Below are 21158 nucleotides of genomic sequence, written 5' to 3'. Positions count from 1 at the left end.
TTATGGCGAAAATTACCACAAAGGACAAACAGGCACTCAAAGACTATCAGGCAAAATGTGACTGGATATACCAGAATTCCAAAGGCGGAGGGATGGATTCCCCGGAGCAGAAAGAGGCCCGAGTTAAAAGAGCTAAGTCAGATTATAAGTTTTTGATTGAAACCTATTTCAGTCATTATGCCACCTGTGAAAGTGCTGATTTTCATATTGAATTTGCAGGAAAGGTAAAGAGAAACCCTACCATTAAAGCTTTTGCCGAATGGCCCAGAGGTCATGCTAAATCAGTACACGTGAATATTTTCCTACCATTCTGGCTTTGGATTAATGACCAATGCCATTATATGGTATTAATAGGCAATAGTTTTGACAAGGCGGCTCAACTTTTGGACGACCTCAAAGCCGAGTTCGAATCAAATCAAAAGATTATCACGGACTTTGGCCCCCAAAAGAACTTAGGGCAATGGGAGTCAGGAGACTTTAAAACCAAAGGAGGCTTTATGGCTAAAGCGCTGGGGGCAGGCCAGTCAGTGCGTGGTTTGCGGAAAGGAGCTCAAAGGCCGGATTACTGCGTGGGGGATGACAACGAAACCAAAGACCTGGTTAAAAACCCCAAACGTCAGGACGAACTTGTCCAATGGGTGGAGCGGGATTTAATTCCCACGATGGACGGCCCTATCCGGAGGTTTATTTGGGCAAACAACCGCTATGCTCCACGTATGGTGCAAACGGTCTTACAGAAGAAACACCCGAATTGGTTTGTCCACCATATTAAAGCCTATGATCATAATTATACGCCTTCATGGCCACAAAAATACACGCCTCAATATTGGCGTGACATGGAAGACGAACTGGGAATATTGGCCTGTAAGGCGGAGTTTAATCAAGATGCCCATATCGAAGGTAAGTTGTTTAAGGACGAATACTTCCGGTGGGAAAAAATCCCCGGATAGACCACTATGATGCTATTGTGGCTTATTGGGACGTGGCCTATAGTGGGAACAATGACTATAATGCTATTCGGATTTGGGGAAAGAGGGGGAATAAATATTACCTCATTAAATCTTTTGTCAGACAGTGCAAAATGGATGAGGCCATAAAGTGGATGTTCTATTTCAAAATGCTTCACCCAAGGGTGTGGATACCTTTTTGGTACGAAGCACAATTTTGGAACGAAACGCTTCAGGAAACCTATAATGAGGTGCGTAAAGGATTTGACTTTGATATTGGCCTGATAAAAGACGACACTAAAAAAGGGAATAAATATGACCGGATGGTCAGCACACTTTTGCCCTTGTACCAACAGGGGCGGATCATCTACAATGAAAAGGAATATTCCTCCAATGATATGGCCGAAGGCTCCAACCAGACCAAGGGAATAGAGCCGGGATATAAGTCCCATGACGATGCACCGGATGCTGACCAGGGAGCTATTTCCAAATTATCTCAACACATCTCTTCCACTGCAAATGCCAATGATAAACCCATTGTCGGTACAGAGCGGAGACCATCACATTATTAACTATGTTTTTAGAAGAAGCAGATTTAAAGCAGGGTGTCTACATCGAGATACTGAATGCCCTTAGCCGGGAAGATGAAACTTTTGTATCACAAAACATCTCACGGGCAATCGCAGAAATTGACGGTTACCTCAACCAAAAATACGATACTTCCGAGCTCTGGGCACAAACCGGAGATGACCGGAATGGCATTATAAAGGGGCTTAGCATCGATGTTTCTTTATATCATATTTACAGCGTTACAGAGGAAATACCGGACAAAATAAAGGAGCGCTATAAGTGGGCGAAAGAAACCCTGAAAGATATCCGTGATGGCTTAATGAAGCTGGATATTCCCCTTTGGTCAGAAAAAGAAGAACCGGATAAGCAAGCAGACTTTTTCACGGGCGGACTTAACAACAGATATTAATTATGGCAAAGCGCAGCAATAAAAAAGAGAATAAAATTTCGCCTAAAGTTGAGGTGAATAATATCACCCTTTCGAATATTGACAGGAGTTATAAAGGCATTCCGGAATGGCGGGATGCCATTAAAGCCGCTGAAAGTGTAGACAACCCAGAAGGGCACGTCTTTACGATCTATATGAAGAAGTGGTGCTGGATCTGCACTTGACTGCTTTGATGGAGAAGCGGCAAATGTTTGTCACCAACCTGCCTTTAAAGTTCTTTGATCAATCCGGTAAGGAAGTTGAGCAAATCAATGACCTGATCAATACCGAGGCTTTTGAGGAAATGATGAAGGATTTGATTGATAGTAGATTCTATGGTCATTCCCTGGTGTGGTTTGATAAGATTGAAGGCACTACCCTGGAGCATAAGCTCATTCCCCGAAAGCATGTCAACCCCAAAAAAGGGATTGTCATGAAGCATCAATCGGATGAGCATGGCGAAAGCTATCGGGAAACTCCGTATAACATGTATTGCATGGAAGCCGGACGACCTGATGACCTAGGCTTACTTTCCAAAGCAGCAGTAGCAGTAATCTATAAAAAAGGAAATGTTTCGGACTGGTCGGTATTTGCCCAGGTGTTTGGTGCGCCATTCCGTGAATACGTATATGATGACCCGACTGCACGTGCGCAGCTGGAGGCCATTGCCAAACAACAGGCAGTAGCTTCTTATGTGGTGCGTCCCCGTAATTCAGAATTTAAGCTGCACGAAACCACCCATAAGTCAGGTTCCTCTGACTTGTACAGCAATCTGGCAAAGTTCTGTGATGAACAAAACTCCAAAGCCATCCTGCTGAACACCATGACCACTGATGCTCAGGGTGGAAATTACAAGGGAGAGGTACATGCCAGTAGTGAGAAGGAGGTGGCCAAAGCGGACCGTCGCTTTATGCTTCGCCTGTTGAATGAGAAATTTATCCCTATACTGGAGAAGTTTGGCTATGCCGTAGCGGGTGGTCGCTTTGGGTATGAAGAGCAGGACGGGATGACGCCAAAGGAGCGTTTGGAGTTTGACATGAAGCTTAATGAAATTGCTCCCATCGATCAGGAATATTGGTATGAGACCTACAACCGACCACGCCCTAAAAAGATGCAGAAAGAGGAAGTGGAAGCAGCGGAGGAAGAGCAGCAACCAAAGGAGCAAAAAAAGCCAACACCTTCTCAAAAATCCAAAAAGAAGGAGGTGAAATTAAGCCAGGAGGAACAAAGCCTATGGCTGAAACTGAAATCCTTTTTTTCGGTTTTTCCCCGATCATGAAACGGTCGGGGAACAACTAAAACACCAATACGGTCATTGCTGTGAACTGGAGCTTGCTGAAGAACCACTTTTTGATATTCAGGATTTGGTTGATCAGGCGCTCATCAACATATACGCTGATAATATCAAAGGCACCATTGAACCCAGCCTTTGGAAAATTGCTTATACGGAATTAAATAAGGCAGTGGAAGAGGGAGTGGGAGCAATCTCCTATATCGACCCCGAATGGGGCATTAAGGAAGCTTTACAGCAAAGTAATGCCGTGTTTGCCGCATTTAAAACACATCAACAGTATACAGCGCTTAAAAAGATTATCGTTGACGAAGACGGTAAACTGAAGAGTTTTGCGGCCTTTAAAAGGGATTCAAAGAAAATCATTGGTGATTATAATCAACGATGGTTACGGACAGAGTATAATACCACCGTAGCAAGAGCCAGGACGGCAGTACAGTGGCATAGTTTTCAACAAACTCCTGGGCGAAACATTAAGTGGATTCCCTCCAGAGCAGCAGAGCCCGACCCTGTACACAAAGGATACTGGCATACGGTATTACCTCAGGCAGATCCTTTCTGGGCGACGAATTTTCCGGGTAATCGATATAATTGTAAATGCGATTGGATACTTACGGATGAGAAGGCCACTGATGCTCCGAGGTTGAGGTAAGAGCTCAGGCAGGGCTTAAAGAAAATCCGGGCATTAGTCGTAAGGTATTTGGGAGTGATCACCCGTACCAGGCCAGTGCACCGAGAAAGGTCAAAAAGAGTGCGCCAACCGCGGCCATGCGGCTTGAGCGTAAACTGATGTTGGAATGGGCAAAGGGTGAGCTGAAAGGAACTTATCAGGTGGGTGGAAGTCCGGCGGTTTTACATACCTCCGGCATAAAAGAAATTTTAAACCAACCTCACCGGGATTATGCCCTAAAGAACCGGATTTTATTTGCCCTGGAGGAAGTGCTGGAGAATGCTGAATTTGTTCGAACTGATCCCAATACCAAGGCCAATCCTTTGATCAGTCAATTTCACTATTACAAAATTCAGGTAAATCAGCAGGACTCATTCCTGGTACTAAGGGAGCTGGCAAATGGGGAGCGTCAGATTTATTCAGTGGTGGAATCTCTGCAATAAAAAAAGCGACTAACACCCGTCACTACAATGATATGCAATCAAGGAGTCGCAGTGCTAATCGCTTTATTTAAGAGACGTAATATTAATAATTTGAGTTGATTTATGCAAGATTTTATTAATAAGGTACTTAACCTGCATAAGTACTTACAGGATGAAGTAAAAGACGACATTGGAATGCTTGCGGTCGAACACTCAAAGGAAGCATTTCAAAATGAAGCCTTCTCTAAAAACAGCCCTAAGGATGAGAAGTGGCAGGAAGTAAAAAGACGTCAGGGAAAAGGTAAGGGAGCGGCGGCCATTCGAAACATTCTGACCGGAGAAACCGGAGATCTCGGGAGGTCACCAGGGTATCAAAAAACACCTAAAGGCGTGGCCCTTATTTCTGATAAAGAATACGCCCAGGTGCATAATGAAGGAGGTGAAGCCGGAAGTAAAAAAGCGCGCTTCACCATGCCACAACGAAAGTTTGCTGCTCCTTCCAAAGTATTAGATAAAAAGATTTCAAATAAGCTTGAAAAGCGATTTAAAGGGTTTTTAAAATGATCGGACTATTCTTAAACATTGCCAAATCATTAAAGCAAATCAACGAACTTAAATTCGTGGACATGGAGGGGGGAAATGATCCTCAAATTTTTCCAGCTGCCTTTATTCATATTGACCCAATAGACCATAAACAACTCAATGCGGGTAGTACGGAAGCAGATATTCAATTTACGATCACAGCAAAATTTGCGCCTTACATCCGCTCAAATGCCGATACCCCGCAAAGCCAGTTGGAAGAACTAGCCACCTCCTTACAGGTGATTGAAGTAATTAAATCAAAGCTGGTAAAAGAAAATATTGAGGGAATTGAGGCCGTGATGTTATCCAGGGAAAGCTTACAAAAAAAAGGAACCTACTATGAGGCTCCTTTGGTATTTTTTGGAAGGGTGGAATGGCACCCTGATTAAAATAGATTCATTTGTGCGGGTTGTTCTTCAAGTTTCTTTAATAATCGCTTCGCAGGAGTTCGCAGGTATTCATAATAGGTGTTTTCAGCGATCCGATAAGTCGGGTAAATAAATTCTCTCCAGATAAAGCGATTCGAAAACCCGCCTCTGCTCTCTTCTTTTTTCTCCAGGTGAATGTTTTGTATGTCCTGAATCAAAAGCAGCTTATTGCGGTTTTGAGCGTATCTCATATTATCAAAAAAGGAATGGTGGAATGAATAGAATATGAGCAATATAATCATTTTTACACAAAAAAGCCTCAGTTAAATTACTGAGGCATAATTGGCAATATGATTTTCTCACCTTGAATGGCTGTTTAATTCAGCAATTTGTTTTTTGGCTTCCTTAGCAATTTCAATCCAATCATAATAAAGGTGTCCATCGATTGACTTTTCAAATTTGGGATCTGAAGCCAACTTGGTATAAATCCAACATTCCTTACTTTCTTCCCCCAGTTTAATACAATCATTAGCCATTAAATTAATTGAAGTACAAAAGTCATTTATCAAAATGATGAACTTTTTATGATCTTCTCCTGCTAATTTAATTGAGGCGGTATATATTCTCTGATACTCAGTCGGATTGGATTCCTTAACGTGCTTTGCATCCTCATTTAACCCCTGAGCGATGGAAACTGACCAAAATGAAAGCGAAAATATAAGAGCGAATAGATATTTCATTGGATTCATTATTTACTTCATTAACTAATTCCAACACTGTAGGTTGGCTGAATAAAGTCCAATGTAATATAATTTTCATAATAACAAAAAATCCCTCAGCCGAAGGGCTGAGGGATCATCAATTAAAGATTAACTTTTATTTGTGAGTAAAATTCTTTCCTGCTCCTCAGGGTTGAGCCATAGCCGGAAGACCTCATTACCACATTTACTTTTGATTACAAGGCAATCCACTCCATCCGTTAAGGCATATACCTTAATTTCACAGGTGTCAATATCTCTCTCTACTTTGAGTTCGTTTTTGCCATTGCTAATTATCTGTACTCTTGCCATTTTTTCTGTTTTTAAATTTATCGTAAACCGCCCATAAAAAGCATATGAGCGGGTAAATCCAACATAGGTGAATCAGGGTATTAAGTTTCATTCCTTACCCGTTTATAAAAGTCTTCCAACTCTTTTATTTCCAATATTTTTCTTTGTGCGCCCTGGCTTTTATGACTATCCGCCTGAAGTCGTGAGCGCTCCCCGAATACTTTAGTACGCTCCTCAAAATACACTTTGAACCAACTCATGACTTTAGAAATGTTCAGGGATTCATACAGCTCCCCGTAAGCCCCCAACATGGCCTGATTAAAAACAAAATGAATATCCGCAAAAGAAAGGCTGGGAAACTGCTCCAGCAGCACCTCTGCAATCTTATCAATCTGCCGCTCCCCCAAAGGCTTGCGAAGATCCAGCAATTCATTAAAGTCAATCAGGTGGATTTTGATCAGCGCCAGCAGTTGAGTTTCTCCCAGCTCCCTGCGTAATTGTCCCACCGGAGGGTGATTTAACTCAATAACCTGCTCAATTCTACGAACCAATCGGCACTCCTGCGCCACTTGTTTAGGAGACAAGGTCTTTAAGTACCCTTGCTTTGTAATCGTCTGAGACGTTGCTTTTTGAAGCTCCATTTCGGTTTGTCTTGATTTCTGCAATCAGCTCATTAAATTTCCCATTAATGACGGGCAGGCTAAAGCCATGACTCTTGTACCAGTCCGGAAGGTTTATAATCAGGTATTGAAAAGCTTCCACCACCGGAGTCTTTCCCTCCGTTAATTGATTGAGCTTTTTCATGATATCCTTTAGGGCTCCGGCATCTTTAGCAGACCACATCAGTGGTACTTGTGTATGATTTTGATACTGCTGGGAGAAATACCCCTTACATTGATTAAAAATCCGGCTTTCCATTTCCTTTGCTGCCTTCAAGGCATGCAGGTCTAAATGGTACGCATCTGCCAGAGCTGCTTTAAGGTCTGCCCGTTTTGCGTTTGGGTTTTTCAGGAGCTCCTTTACTTTTTGAACTTCCATTTTTTAACGGTTTTCGGTTTACAAATTCATTGTGCATCCAGTCAAAGAGATGAAGCTGATTGGGGTGGATAACAATCTCACCTAAATCCGGCTTTTCTTTGCTCATATCAGTTCTGCTTCCTGCATCAAGCGATTTAAAGCAGAATGATTAACCCCTAGTTCTTTGGCTAATTCCTGCTTTTTGCGCTCTCCCTTCATCCATAATTTTCTTACTCTTTTGGCCATAGGAGAAAGCACAGGTGCTAATAAAGAAGCGACTGCCCCTGAAAGAATGAAAAGCAAAATGGAGAATATTCGAAATGCTTTTTTTGATTGATTAGCAATGTCGGAGGCATTCAATAATGCCTGATCCTTTTCCGCTCTTTTAAGCTCCAGTTCCTTTCCCTGCTGTTTTGCCAGGAGTAAAAGATCCGATCTTAATTTGATGGTTCTTGCACTGGAAGCCTCCGAAAGAGTCGTGTTGTAGGCATTTTCCAGTGAGGTGATTTGCTTTTGAAATTGATATTCTACCGGACTAAATTCCTTTTTAAAAGCGAGAATACTCACCCCATTCAGGTCAGCGAATACGCAACAACCACATAGAATAACCGCACACAATAAATTTTCATTTGCTGTGCCCATTTTTTTCCAGTGCTTAATCCCTTCAATTAAATAATAGTGGGCCAGGGTACTTAGTAAGATTGCGCATATATAGGCGTAAAATAAGGGAATCATTTTCGCAGCATAGTTTCCTGCTGCAAAGGCATTGTAGCTCACGGATACAATTACCAGTAGGTAGTGGAATAAATGATCAGGTTTCATGTCCGCTTTGGTCAAAAAGGTGAACGGCTGCATAAGTAGACTCAGCTACCACATAAGCCAAATATTGATTAACTTTTACCACATGTTCCTGATTAGTTTTACGTGCCTCTGATAGTTGATTTGCACAACTAATTCTACTGTTACCAGGAACAACCTGGACTTCACCAATAGTCATTTGACCTGACTGGTTTTTATAAAATCTAAATATTTTCATCGCATTAAATTTGGAGTGTTGGTATTATCCATGGCCCAAACCAGAACCATAAAAAAGCAAATGAATACTAAACCTTTTACTAGCATTGGGTCAATGATTTGAGTTTCCTTAATAATTTGTTCATCCGAGCTTCAAATCGTTGCTTCCTTTGGCGCATTTCCTTCAGATGCCCAGCCGTAGCTCTTATATGTCGATCCACAGCTTTGATGTCACTTTCAAGGTTTTTGATCTCAAAGGAGACTTGTTCCATGTTTTTCATATCATCAAATTTTGGGAGTGCCCGAAGGCACCCCCTTTGTGGAATGGATTAAAAATTGACAGATACTTCAGTACCCTCAGGAAACGGGGCAGAAGTGATAGACAACGGAATACTTACTGACTTACCTAGTTTGTCTTTTATGCGTGCCTCTACAAAGAAAGCGGAACGAACAGGCTTATAGCTTTCCATTAAAATTTGAACCCCTTCTAAAAAAATGGGATTATCATGTTCTTGTGCTAATTGCTTTAGCTCCAGAACCCGGTTTGCTTTCAAATTCCCTTTAGTATCCTTTTTAAGAAGGTTTTGAATCATTTTGACTAGTTTAGCTGTCTCCTCATTGGTTGCCAGGGAGTCAATAAATTGATTCACTTTTGCGACACCCGCTTCCTGGGTATCATCCCAGCCGTCAATAGTTCTGTACCCAATTTCAATGGAACGACCAAGATCATCAGTAAAAGTGTGACTTTGCTGACCATCTTTGTAGCCAAATAATTCCTTTTTCAGGGATATTAAAGTACTGAAGGCATTGAAAACCTCCGCTTTGGATTTGGATAGAATTTCACTCAAATCCAATAGGCCATCAATGGTACGGCCCACCTGCTCTTTGACGGTTTCTTTATAAATTACACGCTCCTCCTGGATGGCGGCCTGAGTTTCTTTTTCTTCTTGTTTGAGCTGGTTAAGCAATTCTGTTTTTTGTGCTGGAGTTAATTCTGAAATATTCATGTTATTTGCTTTTTAGATCGTTTAAAACTTTTTGGAAATGGTATACTTTTTCGAGGTAAAACATCCTGTTTTCCTCTGATTTGCAAAGCGCAGCGCATAGGTTATACTTTTGAATTTCGCGCTGGATGAAAGCAATTGAAGTCATATCAATGAGGTTGATCGGTTTTACATTCTTTCCGCTACAGAAACAAATTTGGCGTAGACCTTACGAGGTGCATCATTGGTCATCGGATATTTGGCATTCTTCTCAAACCAATTTCTTGAAGCTTCCGCAGGATCTTGGGACGCCCTTGCTTTGAAGATCTGCCAAAGCTTCCGGCGCATTTGATTCTTTGATGCACGATACCTTTTAACAGAGGCTTTCAGGTGTTCCATTACCGCATAATATTCCTCTTTTGAAAGCTCTGTTAAGCTATTTACATAGCGACAAATAGTCTCAGCAATCACCTGCTCTTTGGTAACCTCCGGCTCATCCACCTGGAGCTCGGTAAGTAAAAGATAAAATTTACTGTACTGCATGACCCTCCTCCCATTTAATAAGTAGACAATCTAAACGGACAATCAGGTCACAATTACACTGCATCCATTGCTGAATGTAAGGGTAAACAGACCCTGATTGAGAGGTATAGAAGGATTGAATCATCAGATCCCATTCTTCTATAAACATTTGCCAGAAGTCCTTCTGAGCAATAATCTGAGATTGTGTCCAATGATTTACATCGGCATTACAACCAGTCAGGAAAAAATCAACGAAAGCCACACCACTATCCACGATTAAGAAAAAGTAATCGTAGTCGTTCATCCCACTGTTTTTTTGCACCTCATCGTTGATCGCCTGGTGCAAATCAGTCTTAACGTTTGCCATTTTTGAAAACGTTTTGGATATACTAATAATAAGACCTCAATTAACAAAGTGAATGAGATCAGTTCACTCCAGGAATCAGACGTGTACTGCCGTTCCTTTAGTATTGTTATGCCCATGTAAATCTTTTGCCCGGTCGGTGAAAGATATTAATCCTCCAGGGCATCGCCCTCCGGCATGGACAGTATGCGCATCTACGCGAAAAATGATTTTAGCCAACCGCCTGGCTGCCTTTGCTTCAGCCCCCACTACTTCACCTCCTTCTTCATGCGCCACATAAATAAACAATGTGTTCTTATGCCGCTTAGGGAGGTCTTCAATCCAACCATCTTTTAGGATATGCCGGGCATAGGTGATATTATCAATGAAAACAATATTCGCTGGAGCAGGTCGTTTACTCTTTGATTCTGCCGGATTGGATATGGCAGCAAGCAAGTTTTCCCAACTTAAAAATTCTTCCCAAAAAATATTTTTACCAACCTTTGCCAGAGGTTGAATACCAACCCGCAATAAACTATCTACAAAAGAGGTTTCAATTACGCCCGTTTCGTAATTCACAAATAACACTTGCTGAACATAGCCACTTAAAAATTTGGCTAACTCCAAACAAAAAGTAGTCTTGCCGTGCTTTTCCGGGCCCTGTATTAGCCAAAGCCCATCACGGCCTGGCTCACCCAGCACGTCCGCCCAATTTGAGTTTTTAAACTGAAAGCGTTTTAGTTTTTCCGCTTCATCAAATAGCGCTTTGATTTTCATGGCCTTCCACATCCTTTTGATCCAACAATATCAAAAGGTCTTCTGCTCGTCTCAGACCACCACGGTTGTCATTATGACTCAAACATCTTCTAACAATGTTCTTCACCACTTTTTTGTCATTGCAATTCGCGGTAACAACATCCGCGATTAACTTTTTGTAAAAGGCCTGCTGGTTTTCTTTACCTACTGGCACCACACTACGGTAATTATTCCCAAATCGTGAGAATATTTCCCGATAACCTACCTTTTCATACTCAATGCCATTTTCAATTTTACGACGCAGGCCATCGGCACCAATCATATACCACCCGCAACGATGCTCAGTGGCATTCCACATTTCTTTAAGCTCTAAAAATGCGGTATAATCTAAGTCTCCGGCCTCATCAATGATGATGATAGGTTTATCTGCCATACCCCCCAAATAGGCATTCAAATAGTACTTAATACTGGCCTTGACTTCTGCTACTTTTCCGTTGCTTTCCAGCCCTAAAGTTTGAGCCATGGCCCGGATAAAAGAAACCTTTCGTTTGCATTGAGAGCCATCCATATAAAAGCAATTTCGGCGACTTCTTGATAGGTATTTGGCTGCAAAGGTTTTGCCGATAGCGCAGTCATCTACAAATACCATTGATCGGCTATGGGTTTGGCAGTAATTAACATCTTCCTCAATCTTATTAAATACCTCCGTCTTTACTACCTTCCATTCCCGTCCTCCTAAATGCACCCCGAGAGCTTTCCCAATGGCCAGCCATTTCTCTGCCTTTAACTTGCCTTCAATTTCTCCTTTTTTGAGAGTGGAGAATACGGCATTGTTCACGCCTATTTTCCGGGCAAAATCGGTATCAGAACCATCAAACCGTTGACGGTTCTCCAGTATCGCATGAAGCACTTTTCTGCGATAATCATCTGTAATTTGAATGTTATTCATCTTGTGAAAAATTTAAAAATCATCCTTTAAAGACCTTAGGTAGCTACTGCCACCGTTTTCTTTATTTTCGAATTCGGTCATTTCATCTTTTAAGCCAGGTAATACCTGTGCATCTTCCTCAGAGGCCTGATATTTACTAACGCCATCAATTGTAAATTCAATCCGTGGCTGATGCTTAGGGGTGTTATCTATTACCACAACATCCTGTATTTCATGCTTTCGTCGCTTTTGATAGCCTGCAATAGTCATGGCATAAGCCGACATCAAGCTTTGCTTTTCCTTATCCTTATCGGTTTGTTCAATCACTGCACGCTGATATACAGGCTTAGGAAATAGCTCGCAGAGATAGCGATCTGTATAAACTATGGCCTTTAATACCTTACCATCGTTACCATTGAGCCAATAAACATTCAGCTCTTTACCTTCCACTCTCTGCATAAGCTCAATGAGATTGTCTCCAGTGGCAATTTTACCTGCGTCACCCAAAAGCCATTCACCGTACTGCAATTTGACGATACCCGCATGACAGGAAGTTTTAGTACAATAGCCCAAATGAGGTAGGAAAGAACCATAGGAGGTTGGCGCCAAATCAGGGTGCTGATTTTCTACGAATACTTCCCAACGTGTTTTTCCCGGATACATCTCCTGATCAGAATGCAAAGTATTATTCCAAGTGATAAGGTCACGAAGACAACCTTCAACAATCTCTTCATAGGGAAGTATCACTTCCTTACCCTGTCCGTATTGGGTTTGGTTAGCTTCTGCAACTGCGGTAGGCCGCGCGACCCAACCATGCCGTTTCTTTTCCAATCCGTAACGTAATGGTCGAAAATAAGCTTCTATCCGCTTGGCTCTAGCTTTGTTGGCTTCAATCCGGACATCGCCAAACATGGCGCCATTGGCTAAAAAGCTTTTACGATAACTGCTATTCAATGAGCTTTCACACTCTAAACCATGCGGTATTTGCATGCCCCACTGCGCGTAATTACGAACCATTTGCCTGTAAAACTCCAAAATCAATCCTTCCTTACTTTTGCCGGAAACCCATGTGGTGAATGCTTCAGAGGCTAAGTCAATACCCAGGTAAAACCATGCACGCTTTCCCTTCGCATAATAAAATGGAGGTTGGCGGTCATCAATGGAGATCAAAGAACCAGCAAAAGCGGGGCGCTCCAGGGAATGATAAGGATCAAAGCGTTGGATTAGCTTTTGACGGTCACCAGTTCTTTTGGCGGAAGTTCCGATGGAACTATTCCAGGATCGTAAAAAACTCCTAACCGTAGAGTCCGAAAGTGCTTTAAGTCCTTTTGGTTCAAAAAGAGCTCCTGTTTCTGGGTCAATCACTTCTAAATATCCCGCAAGGAAAGAGTCAAACTGCCTTCTTACTTCGGTAGCATCCGGCTTATGTTCCACCCCTGCAAACAACGCTTCAAGAATGACCGAGGATATATCATCCACCTTTCTAGCATTCGAAAGAGAGGTGCCTTTAGCATCTTTAATCAATGCCACCGGGCCATCTTTTTCATACGCACGCATTTTTTCATTTAATCCGCGCCAGGTGGACGGTAAAGTATGCATGGTATGGTGTTTTTCTCTCAATACTTCCTGAAAACTCATAGCATCTGATAATAAAATTTGATTTAAACCCCTGGTAGACTTTTTAAGCGTTTTGTATTCCTTTCGCCTCCAGTTATTCAGCTGGATTAACGCCTCACACATCGCCGCATTTACCCGGTAACGTTCCTTTTCTTCCTGCCCTAAATTCCCAAAACCCGGTCTTTTGAATTTCTCATAGAATCGATAATTTGCTTCTGTTTCTTCATAATATCGTTCTAAGGGATGGTCAAACCGTTTTCTTGGGTCTCCGATGGCTTTCCGGACATCTTCCGGTAAGGAATCAAATAGGATCAATGCCTGATGCCCTCTACATCCTCTACGAGCTCGCTTTATGCCGTATTTTTTGTCCTTGTAGCGGTGAAGCTCATTTTTCAAAACTGGATAGGAACTCCAATATTCTGGAATCAACTCATCGATGGTAACAACTAATAATTCATTCCATTCATGTGGCATTTCTATTTTTCCATTTTTGGACTCCCTTTGCTGGATTGGCTTAATTCATTCACTGCTCTTTCCGCCCACTGGTGTATTAAATCCATTTTCCTAATATTGGGGCGGGAATTGTTTGAGTTCGTTTTTTTAAGGGCCTCCTCAATCAAATCCATCGTTGAAGGGTGCACTCCAATTGTTTTGTATTTCATTTTATTACTATTTTGTAACTGAATTATAAGAACACTACAATTATATAGAATTATTGATACACCACCAAGGCTTTTATATCAAAAATGACAGATTTTTTTAATAGACTGGATAAGTACTTTACCTTCAAAGGGTTGAATGATAATCAAGTTACTGTTCAATGTGGAATATCCAACGGCCTTATAGGGAAAGGACGAAAAAGAGGTACCCTGTCCCAAGAGAATATATCAAAATTACTATCCACGTATAGCGATATTGATGCGAATTGGCTCTTTACAGGAGAGGGTAATATGATCAAGGAGAAAGAAAGCCTATCAATTCAAACTTTTGTTCCTAATAAGTCAATAAAGTTTCATCCGGATTTAAAGGCCAGTGCTGGGACAGGTTCTGTAATTCAATCTTTAGATAAAATGCAAGGGTTTGATCTTTCTTTTATCCCCAACAAGGAAGATTGCCATGTATTTGTGGCTCATGGAGATAGCATGAATCCTACAATTGATGACGGAGACTTATTAATAGCAAGAGTAGTAAATAGTCGAGCTGACATTTTAGATTCTAGAGTTTATGTTATCGTAACAAAAGATCGAAGTTTGTATGTAAAAAGGGTGGAGGATAAATTTGACTTGATGCTTATGATTAGTGAGAATCCATCATATCCTCCGATTAAGCTTGATTGTTCTATTATCCATTCAATTCACGAAGTGGAATATATTTTGACTAAACCTCATAAAGGAAGATTTTGGTATACAGAAGCCTTAATCAAAAAATCAGAAGCAATAAATTCAAAAATCGCATTAGAAGCAGCTGAAAAGAAAGCAGAGGCTTATTTGGAACTTTCGAGCACTCAAAAAGACTTGATAAATTTATTAAAGAAGGGAGGAAACTAAATTCCAAATCAGCAAATACATAGCTTTAAATAATTTTCGGGATACCACCTTATTTAAATCCGGCAATCAACTGAATATCAGTTGTTTTTGAGTCTTTATTTTATTTTGACAAGGAAATTTGATAGAGCAACCCTGAAAAATTAGGTGTTTTTGAATAAAAATAGGGTGAAAAACTCCAAAAAACTGGTTTTTTTTCGTCGCTTTTGATACCCCAATTGATACCCCAATTGGTACCCCATTCCATTTTTACCACCTTTAACAGAATTTTCAAACAGTTTCAAAACCCTGTTTAACCTTGCTTCAATTACCCTTTAAATAGCCTTTAAAATGGCTCAGAGTCACTTTCTAAGGCCGTTTCAGGGTTGTTTTGGCAAATATGGTAATAACCTAATACCTACTCCTTAAATGCGGTCATGAAATGGTAGTAAAATGGTAGATAATGGAAATTTGGTTTTTTAGATGGTTAAGCTCCAGGATACAAAAAAACCGCCTTGCAGATATGTGCATGGCGGTTTTTTGCCCTTTTGGCTGTTTTTAGAAATTTGCCCTTTTGGTTTTACCCTTTATAGCTGCGAGTCCATTGCCTTACTAATTGCCGAGTAGTTTTTGGTATGGAGGCCACCGCCCAAGCGCGGTCGGGCTTTCGGCAGTCGCTCTTTTTGCGAGCCGCTACGCCCTCAGGCTGCAAAAAGGAGCTCCAACAACCGGCTGCGCCGCTGCCTCTATCCCTGGCCCGGCATCCATGGGAGATTTTTATTTTACCAAAGGTCTTCACTTGCTCGTTTTTTTGTGTTATTTTATTGTTTTTCAGAGCTATGATAAAAATCGAAAACATAACAGATATACCGGTTTATCCGGTAGGGGCTCAGCCTTCCTCCTATATTCAAATGGAATTAGAATACTTTGGTATGCAATTATACCACTTAGGGGAAAATGCAAAAGCTGACAGTCGATTCTTGCAGCGTCTAAGAAAGTTTATTCACAAACATCCAAACTACCCCTCCGCTTACAACTATTTATTTTCAGCTTATGAGCTTTTGGAGCAAAAGAGTATGGCAATTAATGTGGTGGATGTTATGATGGAACGTTTTCCCGACTACCTTTTTGCCAGAGTAGAAGCGGCCAAACTCGATATGGAAGCCGGCTACTTTGATGAAATTCATGATTTATTAGGCGAAACACTTGAGCTGGAAGATTTGTATCCCGATCGGCATATATTCCATGGGGCGGAGGTTACTACCTATTATATGACGGTAGCACAATATTATGAATGTATCTCTGATTATGAAAAAGCCTTGTCGACCTTAACTCAGCTTGAGGAAGTATTGGTCGACTTTCCTGAAAACCGGAATATGATAAGAGAATGGATCGGTACACTCAAGAGCAAAATGAAATTTATGGATGGCATTAAAAGTACTTTTTAAACAGAATAGCATAAAACAAAAATGCTCCGGAAATTTCCCCAAGCTACACAGGATGCTTTGCTGTAAAGGGTGGGATTTAGGAGGATGCATCCTTTGTGGAAGTAGTTGGTGATAGCGGGGCATTAAGCCGAATTAATTCCGCAAGATTTATCTTGCTCAAAGTGGCTACCCTCAGTCTTTTCAGGGGTTTATCCTTGATTTCTAATAGCCATATTTGGGAAAGTTTGCTTTTCTCTCGGCCGTTTACTTTCCAGGAAACAGCGCGAATTAAGGAACTATTATTGTAAGCCTTCAGCTAACCACTGTTTCCTCCAACCTCCCCATCACATACCTTTGCTCTAAAAAAAATGAGGAAAACAAAGGCCGTTAAAGAGGCTCATATCAAAAAGTGGGAGATGAGTGGATTGAGTCAGGCAGATTACTGTAGGAAAAATGGGATCCCTTCAGGGTCCTTCAGAGGGTGGTTAGCTGCCTGGAGGAAAGAGCAGGATGTTGAAAAAACACCAGAACCGCGTTTTGTAGAGATCAAAACCGATATGATTTTAGAAGAAGCAGCCCATGCTTCAGCAGTGATAGTATTCAGGCTGAAGACTGGTAATGCTATAGAAATTCCGGTCTCCGCACCGTCACATGTTATTGAATTAATTCTTTCCACATGCTTAGCGTAGGTCCTAACGATAAACTCAATTTCTATGCGGAGGCTGTAGATATGAGAAAAGGTTTTGATGGCCTGAGTGGCCTGGTGGAAAATGAACTGGAAAGAGACCCCACCAATGGAGAGATATTTATTTTCATTAATAAGGCGAGAAATAAAATCAAGTTATTGCAATGGGAAGCTGGAGGGTTTGCCATTTACTATAAAAGGTTGGAAAAAGGGACGTTTGAAATTCCGAGTCATAAAGCTGGAGATAAATCCATTCCAATCCCGAAACACACCTTGGAAATGATGCTCTGTGGGATAAGTTTGGAGCAAAGAATTCAGAGAAAAAGATATGCCTGATAGACATCAAAAACCGCCTTAATTTATGTTTTAAGGCGGTTTTTTCGTATCTTTAGGTATGTCAGAGCAGCATTTTGAATCAGTTATTAAAGAGAAGGATGATGAAATTCTTTCATTGAAAGAACAGGTTAATTCTCTGCAACAACAATTGGATGCCGTCCTGAAATTACTAAAGACAGGTAAGTCCGAAAAACGAAAAAAATCGCCCAAAGATTCTGATATCGAAAAGCCTGCCAGAAAAGCTCCAAAAGAAGGTTCTATCCCACCGGTAAGAAAGCCGATTAGCGACCATTTGGAGCGTGAGGTTGAACATTGTAAGCTGGAGATCCCGGGAGCTCATTTTTTAGGCACAGAGGTTTCCGAATATAGGAAGATTTATCCCGAACGGATGGTGGTCAGACAGATCATCCGTTATAAATACAAGCTGCCAAACGGCGATATCGTTATCGCTGATTTTCCTCCGGATATTGTTTTGCCTAAGAGTGGTGCAGATGCGTCATTAATTGCTTATTTGCTTATTGGCAAATTTGACGACCACCTTCCTTGGGACAGACAGATTAAAATTTTAGCTCGTGAAACCGGTGAATCCCTTGCACCGAGTACCGTGATTAACTGGTTCAACAATGTGAGCCGTTTAATGCTACCACTTTTTGAAGAGGCCGTGAAAATGGCCCTAGAGGCGGGATACTTACAAATGGATGAATCACCCATTCAGGTACTTGATGGCGAAAAACCTGGTTCCTCTCACCGGGGATATATGTGGGTCAGGCATGTCCCCGAAAGCGGTTTGGTCATTTTTGATTATGCCAAAGGGAGAGGGAAGCAAATCCCAAAAGATTTATTAAAAAAGCTGCCTGATTTCCTGCAAACCGATGGTTACGCCGCCTATGATCAGTTTGGTCAAATTCCGAATATCAACTTGCTGGCTTGCTGGGCACATGTCCGGAGAAAGTTTGACGCCGCACTCAAAAACCACAGGAAGAAAGCGCAAATTGCACTGGATTTAATAGGGAGGCTTTATGCCCTGGAGGCCAAAGCTAAAGAGGAGCAGTTTTCCCCGGAACAAATCCTGAAAATGAGAAAATCTGATAGCATAAAGATTTTGGAGGAACTCAAAAGTTGGGCACTTAAAGAACAGAAAGATGCGCTTCCAAGATCGCTCATCGGAAAGGCGATTAACTATATGCTTAACCTCTGGGATCGATTGATCACCTTTACACAAGATCCCCAATTACATCCGGACAATAACCTGATTGAAAACCTGATCAGACCTTTAGCCCTCGGAAAAAAGAACTTTCTTTTTGCGGGCTCACATGCTGCTGCCCAAAATATTGCGATGTATTATTCCTTCTTCGGCACCTGTAAAGCTAATGGAATAAATCCATCCAAATGGCTGGAGGATGTGCTTCGAAGAATTAATAACCATTCTATTTCTAAAATCAGAGAGCTCCTCCCGCTAAATGAAAATTTGGCCGCCAACCCTCAATGGCTTTGATTTTTTTGCAAGTGTGGTTGGCTGAAGGTTTACCTATTATTTCGTTCTCTCCGCCAAGCAGCTAAAGGAGGATTTAAGTCTGCATAATTCGGATTAGATTTGGTCGGCTTTGTGGAAAGCCTGATCTATTTTTTCTTTTGAGGCCTGTTCTTCTCCGCCACCAAAAGGTTGACCTCTTTTTTCGTCAATTCCCTAAAACTCCCCTCAGCCATATCCAGTTCCACCGGACCGATACGTTCCCGATGTAATTGCACTACCTTATTTTTCACCACCGCAAACATTCGTTTCACCTGATGGAATTTTCCTTCGGTGATGGTGAGCAAAACTTCTTTCTCATGAATGATTTCCACTTTTGCCGGTGCCGTGGCCTGCTTTTCTCCTTGCAGCTGGACGCCCTTCTCCAGTTTTTCAATAGCACCAGCATCAATGGGTTTTTGCAATTGTACCCGATAAGTCTTCGGACATTTATAATCCGGATGCATGATTAGGAAAGACCACTGCCCATCATCCGTGGCCAGCACCAAACCCGTGGTGTCAGCATCCAATCGCCCGACAATGTGGAGGTTCTCCGGCTCCAATCCGACCGTGGTAAATACAGAAGGGTAGTGCTCGTCTTTGTTCGAGCAAACCGTTTGGGCAGGCTTATGGATCAGAAAATAACGGAAAGGGCGTAATTTAAGCAGCACATCATCCAGATAAACTTTTTCTTCCGGATGTACCTGCGCCTCCGGCAAAGTGATCACCGCTCTTCCCACTTTTACCCGCTCGCTGATGATGCATTCATGAGCAGTGGGGCGGTCTAAAACGGTACTTTGACAAAGAAATTTATCGAGGCGCATAAGCGGAAAATGGATTTGGCTTAATGCAAAGATAGGGAATGACGGTGATTTGCTCAGAACAGGAGGTGAAAAATGGAGCGTGAGGCATTAGGTTTTTTCTTCAGAGAAGTGGGGAGAAGTCCTTGGCATTTTTGATTACTTAGTCGTAGTGTCAATATACGACTCCATAGGCATGGAGTCTTTGTTCTTGAAATTCAGAAGGAAAGTCCAGGGGGCGAGTACTCCTTTATATCATGACCGAATAGGTTTCAGGCAAATTTTGCACTAATGCCGGCTTGTTCATGCTCTTGCATAATCTTGAAGCGTGTTTTTCGAAAGGAATGGATTGTGGATGAATCCGGAAGGAGTTAGGAGGGGACGCTCTAATGTTTTTGGGTCGTAGATTGAATCTATGAACAGTAGGGGTTGTTTTCCGACTCCAAAAGGATTAAACTCAACTAACCAGTGGTGGTTTGTCCCGCTATTTCGGTGTAAAGTATATTTGCTCATCAAATATCCCTTTGATCTTTTGTGGTACAGCATGTTTAGGAGCCTTAAAAGACGAACCGCCAAATTCCGAGAGCTGGATCGTAGTCGCCGCGTTACGTTCTTACAAGACTATAAAGTTCAGCTAGCGAAGACTACGATCAGTGGGGTGGTGGGACTGCAAGGGAAAGGGGTGGCGCTTGGCAATCAGGTTGTGGCCATCAAAGATAAATTATGGTACTGTAATTTCCTCAATGAAGTAGGGACCCTTGAATTTTAACTGAATAGCGGCCCAAACTAAAGTGTCGTAATATTGGCCTTTATTATGATATAGCACTAAACTGTCTGCCGATAGTGTGTAATTTATGTTCTCTGAGTCTTTTTTCTTTACCCAGCTGGATGAGGATTCAGATATATTTATTGACTGAGCCTCTTCTCCATTGATATTTTTCCAAATATAAGTAAGGGGTGTATAATCTTCCCCTCGGGGTGTACTATGCCTTGATAACCTGATTCTTCAAAAACAACATAATTATTACTGAGAGCGCCTGAATAAATTAGCTCCCAAGTCCCGACTAATCGACTATCACGGTAATCACTTTCATTAGGGAAAAACTCCGTAGGGCCGCAACTTATTAAAGAAAGAGTCAAAAAAAAGCTTGATAGGTATTTCATTTTATTTAATTAATTTCCTGTGTCCATCGTTCGTATACAAATATACATTAAATGGGGCAATTGTTGATATCCAATAAACAGGTGAATGAGGAATTATTATAGGATTAATAATTAAATGATTCCTATGCCCCTTTTACATTCGTTACGGATTGAGGAAGGTTTGCATTTCCGCCAGCCTCCTAGGTCGTTAGGACTGTATGGTGTGAG

29 protein-coding genes are annotated in these 21158 nt (G+C 41.6%); 15 read left to right on the top strand and 14 right to left on the bottom strand.

Annotated features, from left to right (window positions below):
- The first annotated feature begins 2 nt into the window (after positions 1-2).
- The 9 genes from NG22_RS17585 (at position 3) to NG22_RS07435 (ending at position 5298) form a co-directional block, all read left to right on the top strand.
- Positions 3-950, top strand: a complete 948-nt coding sequence (locus tag NG22_RS17585) for a hypothetical protein (RefSeq protein WP_053405166.1) — start codon at positions 3-5, stop codon at positions 948-950.
- Complete coding sequence (locus tag NG22_RS17580; protein WP_053405165.1) at positions 929-1519, top strand: hypothetical protein; 591 nt, start codon at positions 929-931, stop codon at positions 1517-1519. Before NG22_RS17585 ends, NG22_RS17580 begins: the two co-directional genes overlap by 22 nt.
- 2 nt (positions 1520-1521) lie before the next feature.
- A complete protein-coding gene (locus NG22_RS07465) occupies positions 1522-1926 on the top strand; it encodes a phage protein Gp36 family protein (RefSeq protein ID WP_053405164.1) in 405 nt (134 codons plus the stop codon).
- A gap of 2 nt (positions 1927-1928) precedes the next feature.
- A complete protein-coding gene (locus tag NG22_RS07460; protein WP_053405163.1) occupies positions 1929-2129 on the top strand; it encodes a hypothetical protein in 201 nt (66 codons plus the stop codon).
- Positions 2111-3223, top strand: a complete 1113-nt coding sequence (locus NG22_RS07455) for a DUF935 family protein (RefSeq protein WP_172674342.1) — start codon at positions 2111-2113, stop codon at positions 3221-3223. Before NG22_RS07460 ends, NG22_RS07455 begins: the two co-directional genes overlap by 19 nt.
- Before the next feature lie 85 nt (positions 3224-3308).
- On the top strand, positions 3309-3887 hold the full coding sequence (locus tag NG22_RS07450; RefSeq protein WP_053405161.1) for a phage minor head protein: 579 nt from the start codon (positions 3309-3311) through the stop codon (positions 3885-3887).
- A 116-nt stretch (positions 3888-4003) separates the two neighbouring features.
- Positions 4004-4348, top strand: a complete 345-nt coding sequence (locus tag NG22_RS07445; RefSeq protein ID WP_157600916.1) for a hypothetical protein — start codon at positions 4004-4006, stop codon at positions 4346-4348.
- 102 nt (positions 4349-4450) lie between these two features.
- Positions 4451-4891 carry a phage virion morphogenesis protein gene (locus NG22_RS07440; RefSeq protein ID WP_053405159.1) on the top strand — a complete coding sequence of 147 codons (441 nt, stop codon included), beginning with the start codon at positions 4451-4453 and terminating at the stop codon, positions 4889-4891.
- Positions 4888-5298: a hypothetical protein gene (locus NG22_RS07435; RefSeq protein ID WP_053405158.1), complete on the top strand. Its 411-nt coding sequence runs from the start codon at positions 4888-4890 to the stop codon at positions 5296-5298. The genes NG22_RS07440 and NG22_RS07435 overlap by 4 nt, the downstream gene beginning before the upstream one ends.
- Here the strand turns inward: NG22_RS07435 and NG22_RS07430 are convergent.
- The 13 genes from NG22_RS07430 to NG22_RS07365 all read right to left on the bottom strand — a co-directional run bounded on the left by NG22_RS07430 (position 5295) and on the right by NG22_RS07365 (position 13980).
- Positions 5295-5528 (bottom strand): hypothetical protein, encoded by a 234-nt coding sequence (locus NG22_RS07430; protein ID WP_053405157.1) that lies wholly within the window; start codon positions 5526-5528, stop codon positions 5295-5297. The genes NG22_RS07435 and NG22_RS07430 overlap by 4 nt on opposite strands.
- A gap of 108 nt (positions 5529-5636) precedes the next feature.
- The gene (locus NG22_RS07425; protein ID WP_157600915.1) at positions 5637-6017 is read right to left on the bottom strand and encodes a hypothetical protein; all 381 of its coding nucleotides are present in this window, start codon (positions 6015-6017) and stop codon (positions 5637-5639) included.
- A 129-nt stretch (positions 6018-6146) separates the two neighbouring features.
- Complete coding sequence (locus tag NG22_RS07420; RefSeq protein ID WP_053405155.1) at positions 6147-6347, bottom strand: hypothetical protein; 201 nt, start codon at positions 6345-6347, stop codon at positions 6147-6149.
- An 80-nt stretch (positions 6348-6427) separates the two neighbouring features.
- Complete coding sequence (locus NG22_RS07415) at positions 6428-6910, bottom strand: hypothetical protein (protein WP_157600914.1); 483 nt, start codon at positions 6908-6910, stop codon at positions 6428-6430.
- Positions 6900-7364 (bottom strand): hypothetical protein, encoded by a 465-nt coding sequence (locus NG22_RS07410; protein WP_053405153.1) that lies wholly within the window; start codon positions 7362-7364, stop codon positions 6900-6902. The genes NG22_RS07415 and NG22_RS07410 overlap by 11 nt, the downstream gene beginning before the upstream one ends.
- Positions 7365-7466: 102 nt before the next feature.
- Complete coding sequence (locus tag NG22_RS07405; RefSeq protein WP_053405152.1) at positions 7467-8165, bottom strand: hypothetical protein; 699 nt, start codon at positions 8163-8165, stop codon at positions 7467-7469.
- Positions 8155-8340, bottom strand: coding sequence for a hypothetical protein (locus NG22_RS07400; protein WP_157600913.1), 186 nt, complete (start codon positions 8338-8340; stop codon positions 8155-8157). The genes NG22_RS07405 and NG22_RS07400 overlap by 11 nt, the downstream gene beginning before the upstream one ends.
- A 346-nt stretch (positions 8341-8686) precedes the next feature.
- Entirely contained in the window at positions 8687-9364 is a 678-nt protein-coding gene (locus tag NG22_RS07390; RefSeq protein ID WP_053405149.1) for a DUF3164 family protein, read from the bottom strand.
- A 165-nt stretch (positions 9365-9529) separates the two neighbouring features.
- Positions 9530-9883, bottom strand: coding sequence for a hypothetical protein (locus tag NG22_RS07385; protein WP_053405148.1), 354 nt, complete (start codon positions 9881-9883; stop codon positions 9530-9532).
- Complete coding sequence (locus NG22_RS07380; RefSeq protein ID WP_053405147.1) at positions 9870-10229, bottom strand: hypothetical protein; 360 nt, start codon at positions 10227-10229, stop codon at positions 9870-9872. The genes NG22_RS07385 and NG22_RS07380 overlap by 14 nt, the downstream gene beginning before the upstream one ends.
- Before the next feature lie 75 nt (positions 10230-10304).
- Positions 10305-10982, bottom strand: coding sequence for a hypothetical protein (locus tag NG22_RS07375; protein WP_157600912.1), 678 nt, complete (start codon positions 10980-10982; stop codon positions 10305-10307).
- Positions 10960-11910 (bottom strand): ATP-binding protein, encoded by a 951-nt coding sequence (locus tag NG22_RS07370; RefSeq protein WP_053405145.1) that lies wholly within the window; start codon positions 11908-11910, stop codon positions 10960-10962. The genes NG22_RS07375 and NG22_RS07370 overlap by 23 nt, the downstream gene beginning before the upstream one ends.
- A gap of 12 nt (positions 11911-11922) precedes the next feature.
- Positions 11923-13980, bottom strand: a complete 2058-nt coding sequence (locus NG22_RS07365) for a hypothetical protein (RefSeq protein ID WP_053405144.1) — start codon at positions 13978-13980, stop codon at positions 11923-11925.
- Between the two features lie 272 nt (positions 13981-14252).
- On the opposite strand from NG22_RS07365, the gene NG22_RS07360 reads away from it, so the two are divergent.
- The 5 genes from NG22_RS07360 to NG22_RS07340 all read left to right on the top strand — a co-directional run bounded on the left by NG22_RS07360 (position 14253) and on the right by NG22_RS07340 (position 18972).
- Positions 14253-15053, top strand: a complete 801-nt coding sequence (locus NG22_RS07360; protein ID WP_053405143.1) for a LexA family transcriptional regulator — start codon at positions 14253-14255, stop codon at positions 15051-15053.
- Positions 15054-15868: 815 nt separating this feature from the next.
- Positions 15869-16477: a M48 family metallopeptidase gene (locus NG22_RS07355; protein WP_157600911.1), complete on the top strand. Its 609-nt coding sequence runs from the start codon at positions 15869-15871 to the stop codon at positions 16475-16477.
- A gap of 347 nt (positions 16478-16824) precedes the next feature.
- Positions 16825-17145: a hypothetical protein gene (locus NG22_RS07350; RefSeq protein ID WP_053405141.1), complete on the top strand. Its 321-nt coding sequence runs from the start codon at positions 16825-16827 to the stop codon at positions 17143-17145.
- Positions 17133-17477 (top strand): IS66 family insertion sequence element accessory protein TnpB, encoded by a 345-nt coding sequence (tnpB, locus tag NG22_RS07345; protein WP_053405140.1) that lies wholly within the window; start codon positions 17133-17135, stop codon positions 17475-17477. The genes NG22_RS07350 and tnpB overlap by 13 nt, the downstream gene beginning before the upstream one ends.
- Positions 17478-17535: 58 nt before the next feature.
- The gene (locus NG22_RS07340; protein ID WP_053405139.1) at positions 17536-18972 is read left to right on the top strand and encodes an IS66 family transposase; all 1437 of its coding nucleotides are present in this window, start codon (positions 17536-17538) and stop codon (positions 18970-18972) included.
- 125 nt (positions 18973-19097) lie between these two features.
- On the opposite strand, the gene NG22_RS07335 is transcribed toward NG22_RS07340, so the two are convergent.
- A complete protein-coding gene (locus NG22_RS07335; protein WP_053405138.1) occupies positions 19098-19811 on the bottom strand; it encodes a pseudouridine synthase in 714 nt (237 codons plus the stop codon).
- Positions 19812-20331: 520 nt separating this feature from the next.
- Between NG22_RS07335 and NG22_RS07330 the strand changes: the two genes are divergently transcribed.
- Positions 20332-20556, top strand: a complete 225-nt coding sequence (locus NG22_RS07330) for a hypothetical protein (RefSeq protein WP_053405137.1) — start codon at positions 20332-20334, stop codon at positions 20554-20556.
- Positions 20557-21158: the final 602 nt, after the last annotated feature.

Origin of the sequence: Persicobacter sp. CCB-QB2, from assembly GCF_001274635.1 — a bacterium.
In the GTDB taxonomy this organism is placed as follows: domain Bacteria; phylum Bacteroidota; class Bacteroidia; order Cytophagales; family Cyclobacteriaceae; genus Persicobacter; species Persicobacter diffluens.
Note: the sequence above shows the minus strand (reverse complement) of the source record. Positions and strands in the feature narration are given on the sequence as shown.

What these genes read in the sequence shown, in the direction of transcription:
- NG22_RS17585 (WP_053405166.1), top strand. Translation starts at nt 3, where the DNA reads ATGGCGAAAATTACCACAAAGGACAAACAGGCACTCAAAGACTATCAG.
- NG22_RS07465 (WP_053405164.1), top strand. Translation starts at nt 1,522, where the DNA reads ATGTTTTTAGAAGAAGCAGATTTAAAGCAGGGTGTCTACATCGAGATA.
- NG22_RS07460 (WP_053405163.1), top strand. Translation starts at nt 1,929, where the DNA reads ATGGCAAAGCGCAGCAATAAAAAAGAGAATAAAATTTCGCCTAAAGTT.
- NG22_RS07445 (WP_157600916.1), top strand. Translation starts at nt 4,004, where the DNA reads ATGCGGCTTGAGCGTAAACTGATGTTGGAATGGGCAAAGGGTGAGCTG.
- NG22_RS07440 (WP_053405159.1), top strand. Translation starts at nt 4,451, where the DNA reads ATGCAAGATTTTATTAATAAGGTACTTAACCTGCATAAGTACTTACAG.
- NG22_RS07435 (WP_053405158.1), top strand. Translation starts at nt 4,888, where the DNA reads ATGATCGGACTATTCTTAAACATTGCCAAATCATTAAAGCAAATCAAC.
- NG22_RS07430 (WP_053405157.1), bottom strand. Translation starts at nt 5,528, where the DNA reads ATGAGATACGCTCAAAACCGCAATAAGCTGCTTTTGATTCAGGACATA.
- NG22_RS07425 (WP_157600915.1), bottom strand. Translation starts at nt 6,017, where the DNA reads ATGAAATATCTATTCGCTCTTATATTTTCGCTTTCATTTTGGTCAGTT.
- NG22_RS07420 (WP_053405155.1), bottom strand. Translation starts at nt 6,347, where the DNA reads ATGGCAAGAGTACAGATAATTAGCAATGGCAAAAACGAACTCAAAGTA.
- NG22_RS07410 (WP_053405153.1), bottom strand. Translation starts at nt 7,364, where the DNA reads ATGGAAGTTCAAAAAGTAAAGGAGCTCCTGAAAAACCCAAACGCAAAA.
- NG22_RS07405 (WP_053405152.1), bottom strand. Translation starts at nt 8,165, where the DNA reads ATGAAACCTGATCATTTATTCCACTACCTACTGGTAATTGTATCCGTG.
- NG22_RS07400 (WP_157600913.1), bottom strand. Translation starts at nt 8,340, where the DNA reads ATGACTATTGGTGAAGTCCAGGTTGTTCCTGGTAACAGTAGAATTAGT.
- NG22_RS07390 (WP_053405149.1), bottom strand. Translation starts at nt 9,364, where the DNA reads ATGAATATTTCAGAATTAACTCCAGCACAAAAAACAGAATTGCTTAAC.
- NG22_RS07385 (WP_053405148.1), bottom strand. Translation starts at nt 9,883, where the DNA reads ATGCAGTACAGTAAATTTTATCTTTTACTTACCGAGCTCCAGGTGGAT.
- NG22_RS07380 (WP_053405147.1), bottom strand. Translation starts at nt 10,229, where the DNA reads ATGGCAAACGTTAAGACTGATTTGCACCAGGCGATCAACGATGAGGTG.
- NG22_RS07375 (WP_157600912.1), bottom strand. Translation starts at nt 10,982, where the DNA reads ATGAAAATCAAAGCGCTATTTGATGAAGCGGAAAAACTAAAACGCTTT.
- NG22_RS07370 (WP_053405145.1), bottom strand. Translation starts at nt 11,910, where the DNA reads ATGAATAACATTCAAATTACAGATGATTATCGCAGAAAAGTGCTTCAT.
- NG22_RS07365 (WP_053405144.1), bottom strand. Translation starts at nt 13,980, where the DNA reads ATGCCACATGAATGGAATGAATTATTAGTTGTTACCATCGATGAGTTG.
- NG22_RS07360 (WP_053405143.1), top strand. Translation starts at nt 14,253, where the DNA reads ATGACAGATTTTTTTAATAGACTGGATAAGTACTTTACCTTCAAAGGG.
- NG22_RS07355 (WP_157600911.1), top strand. Translation starts at nt 15,869, where the DNA reads ATGATAAAAATCGAAAACATAACAGATATACCGGTTTATCCGGTAGGG.
- NG22_RS07350 (WP_053405141.1), top strand. Translation starts at nt 16,825, where the DNA reads ATGAGGAAAACAAAGGCCGTTAAAGAGGCTCATATCAAAAAGTGGGAG.
- tnpB (WP_053405140.1), top strand. Translation starts at nt 17,133, where the DNA reads ATGCTTAGCGTAGGTCCTAACGATAAACTCAATTTCTATGCGGAGGCT.
- NG22_RS07340 (WP_053405139.1), top strand. Translation starts at nt 17,536, where the DNA reads ATGTCAGAGCAGCATTTTGAATCAGTTATTAAAGAGAAGGATGATGAA.
- NG22_RS07335 (WP_053405138.1), bottom strand. Translation starts at nt 19,811, where the DNA reads ATGCGCCTCGATAAATTTCTTTGTCAAAGTACCGTTTTAGACCGCCCC.
- NG22_RS07330 (WP_053405137.1), top strand. Translation starts at nt 20,332, where the DNA reads ATGTTTAGGAGCCTTAAAAGACGAACCGCCAAATTCCGAGAGCTGGAT.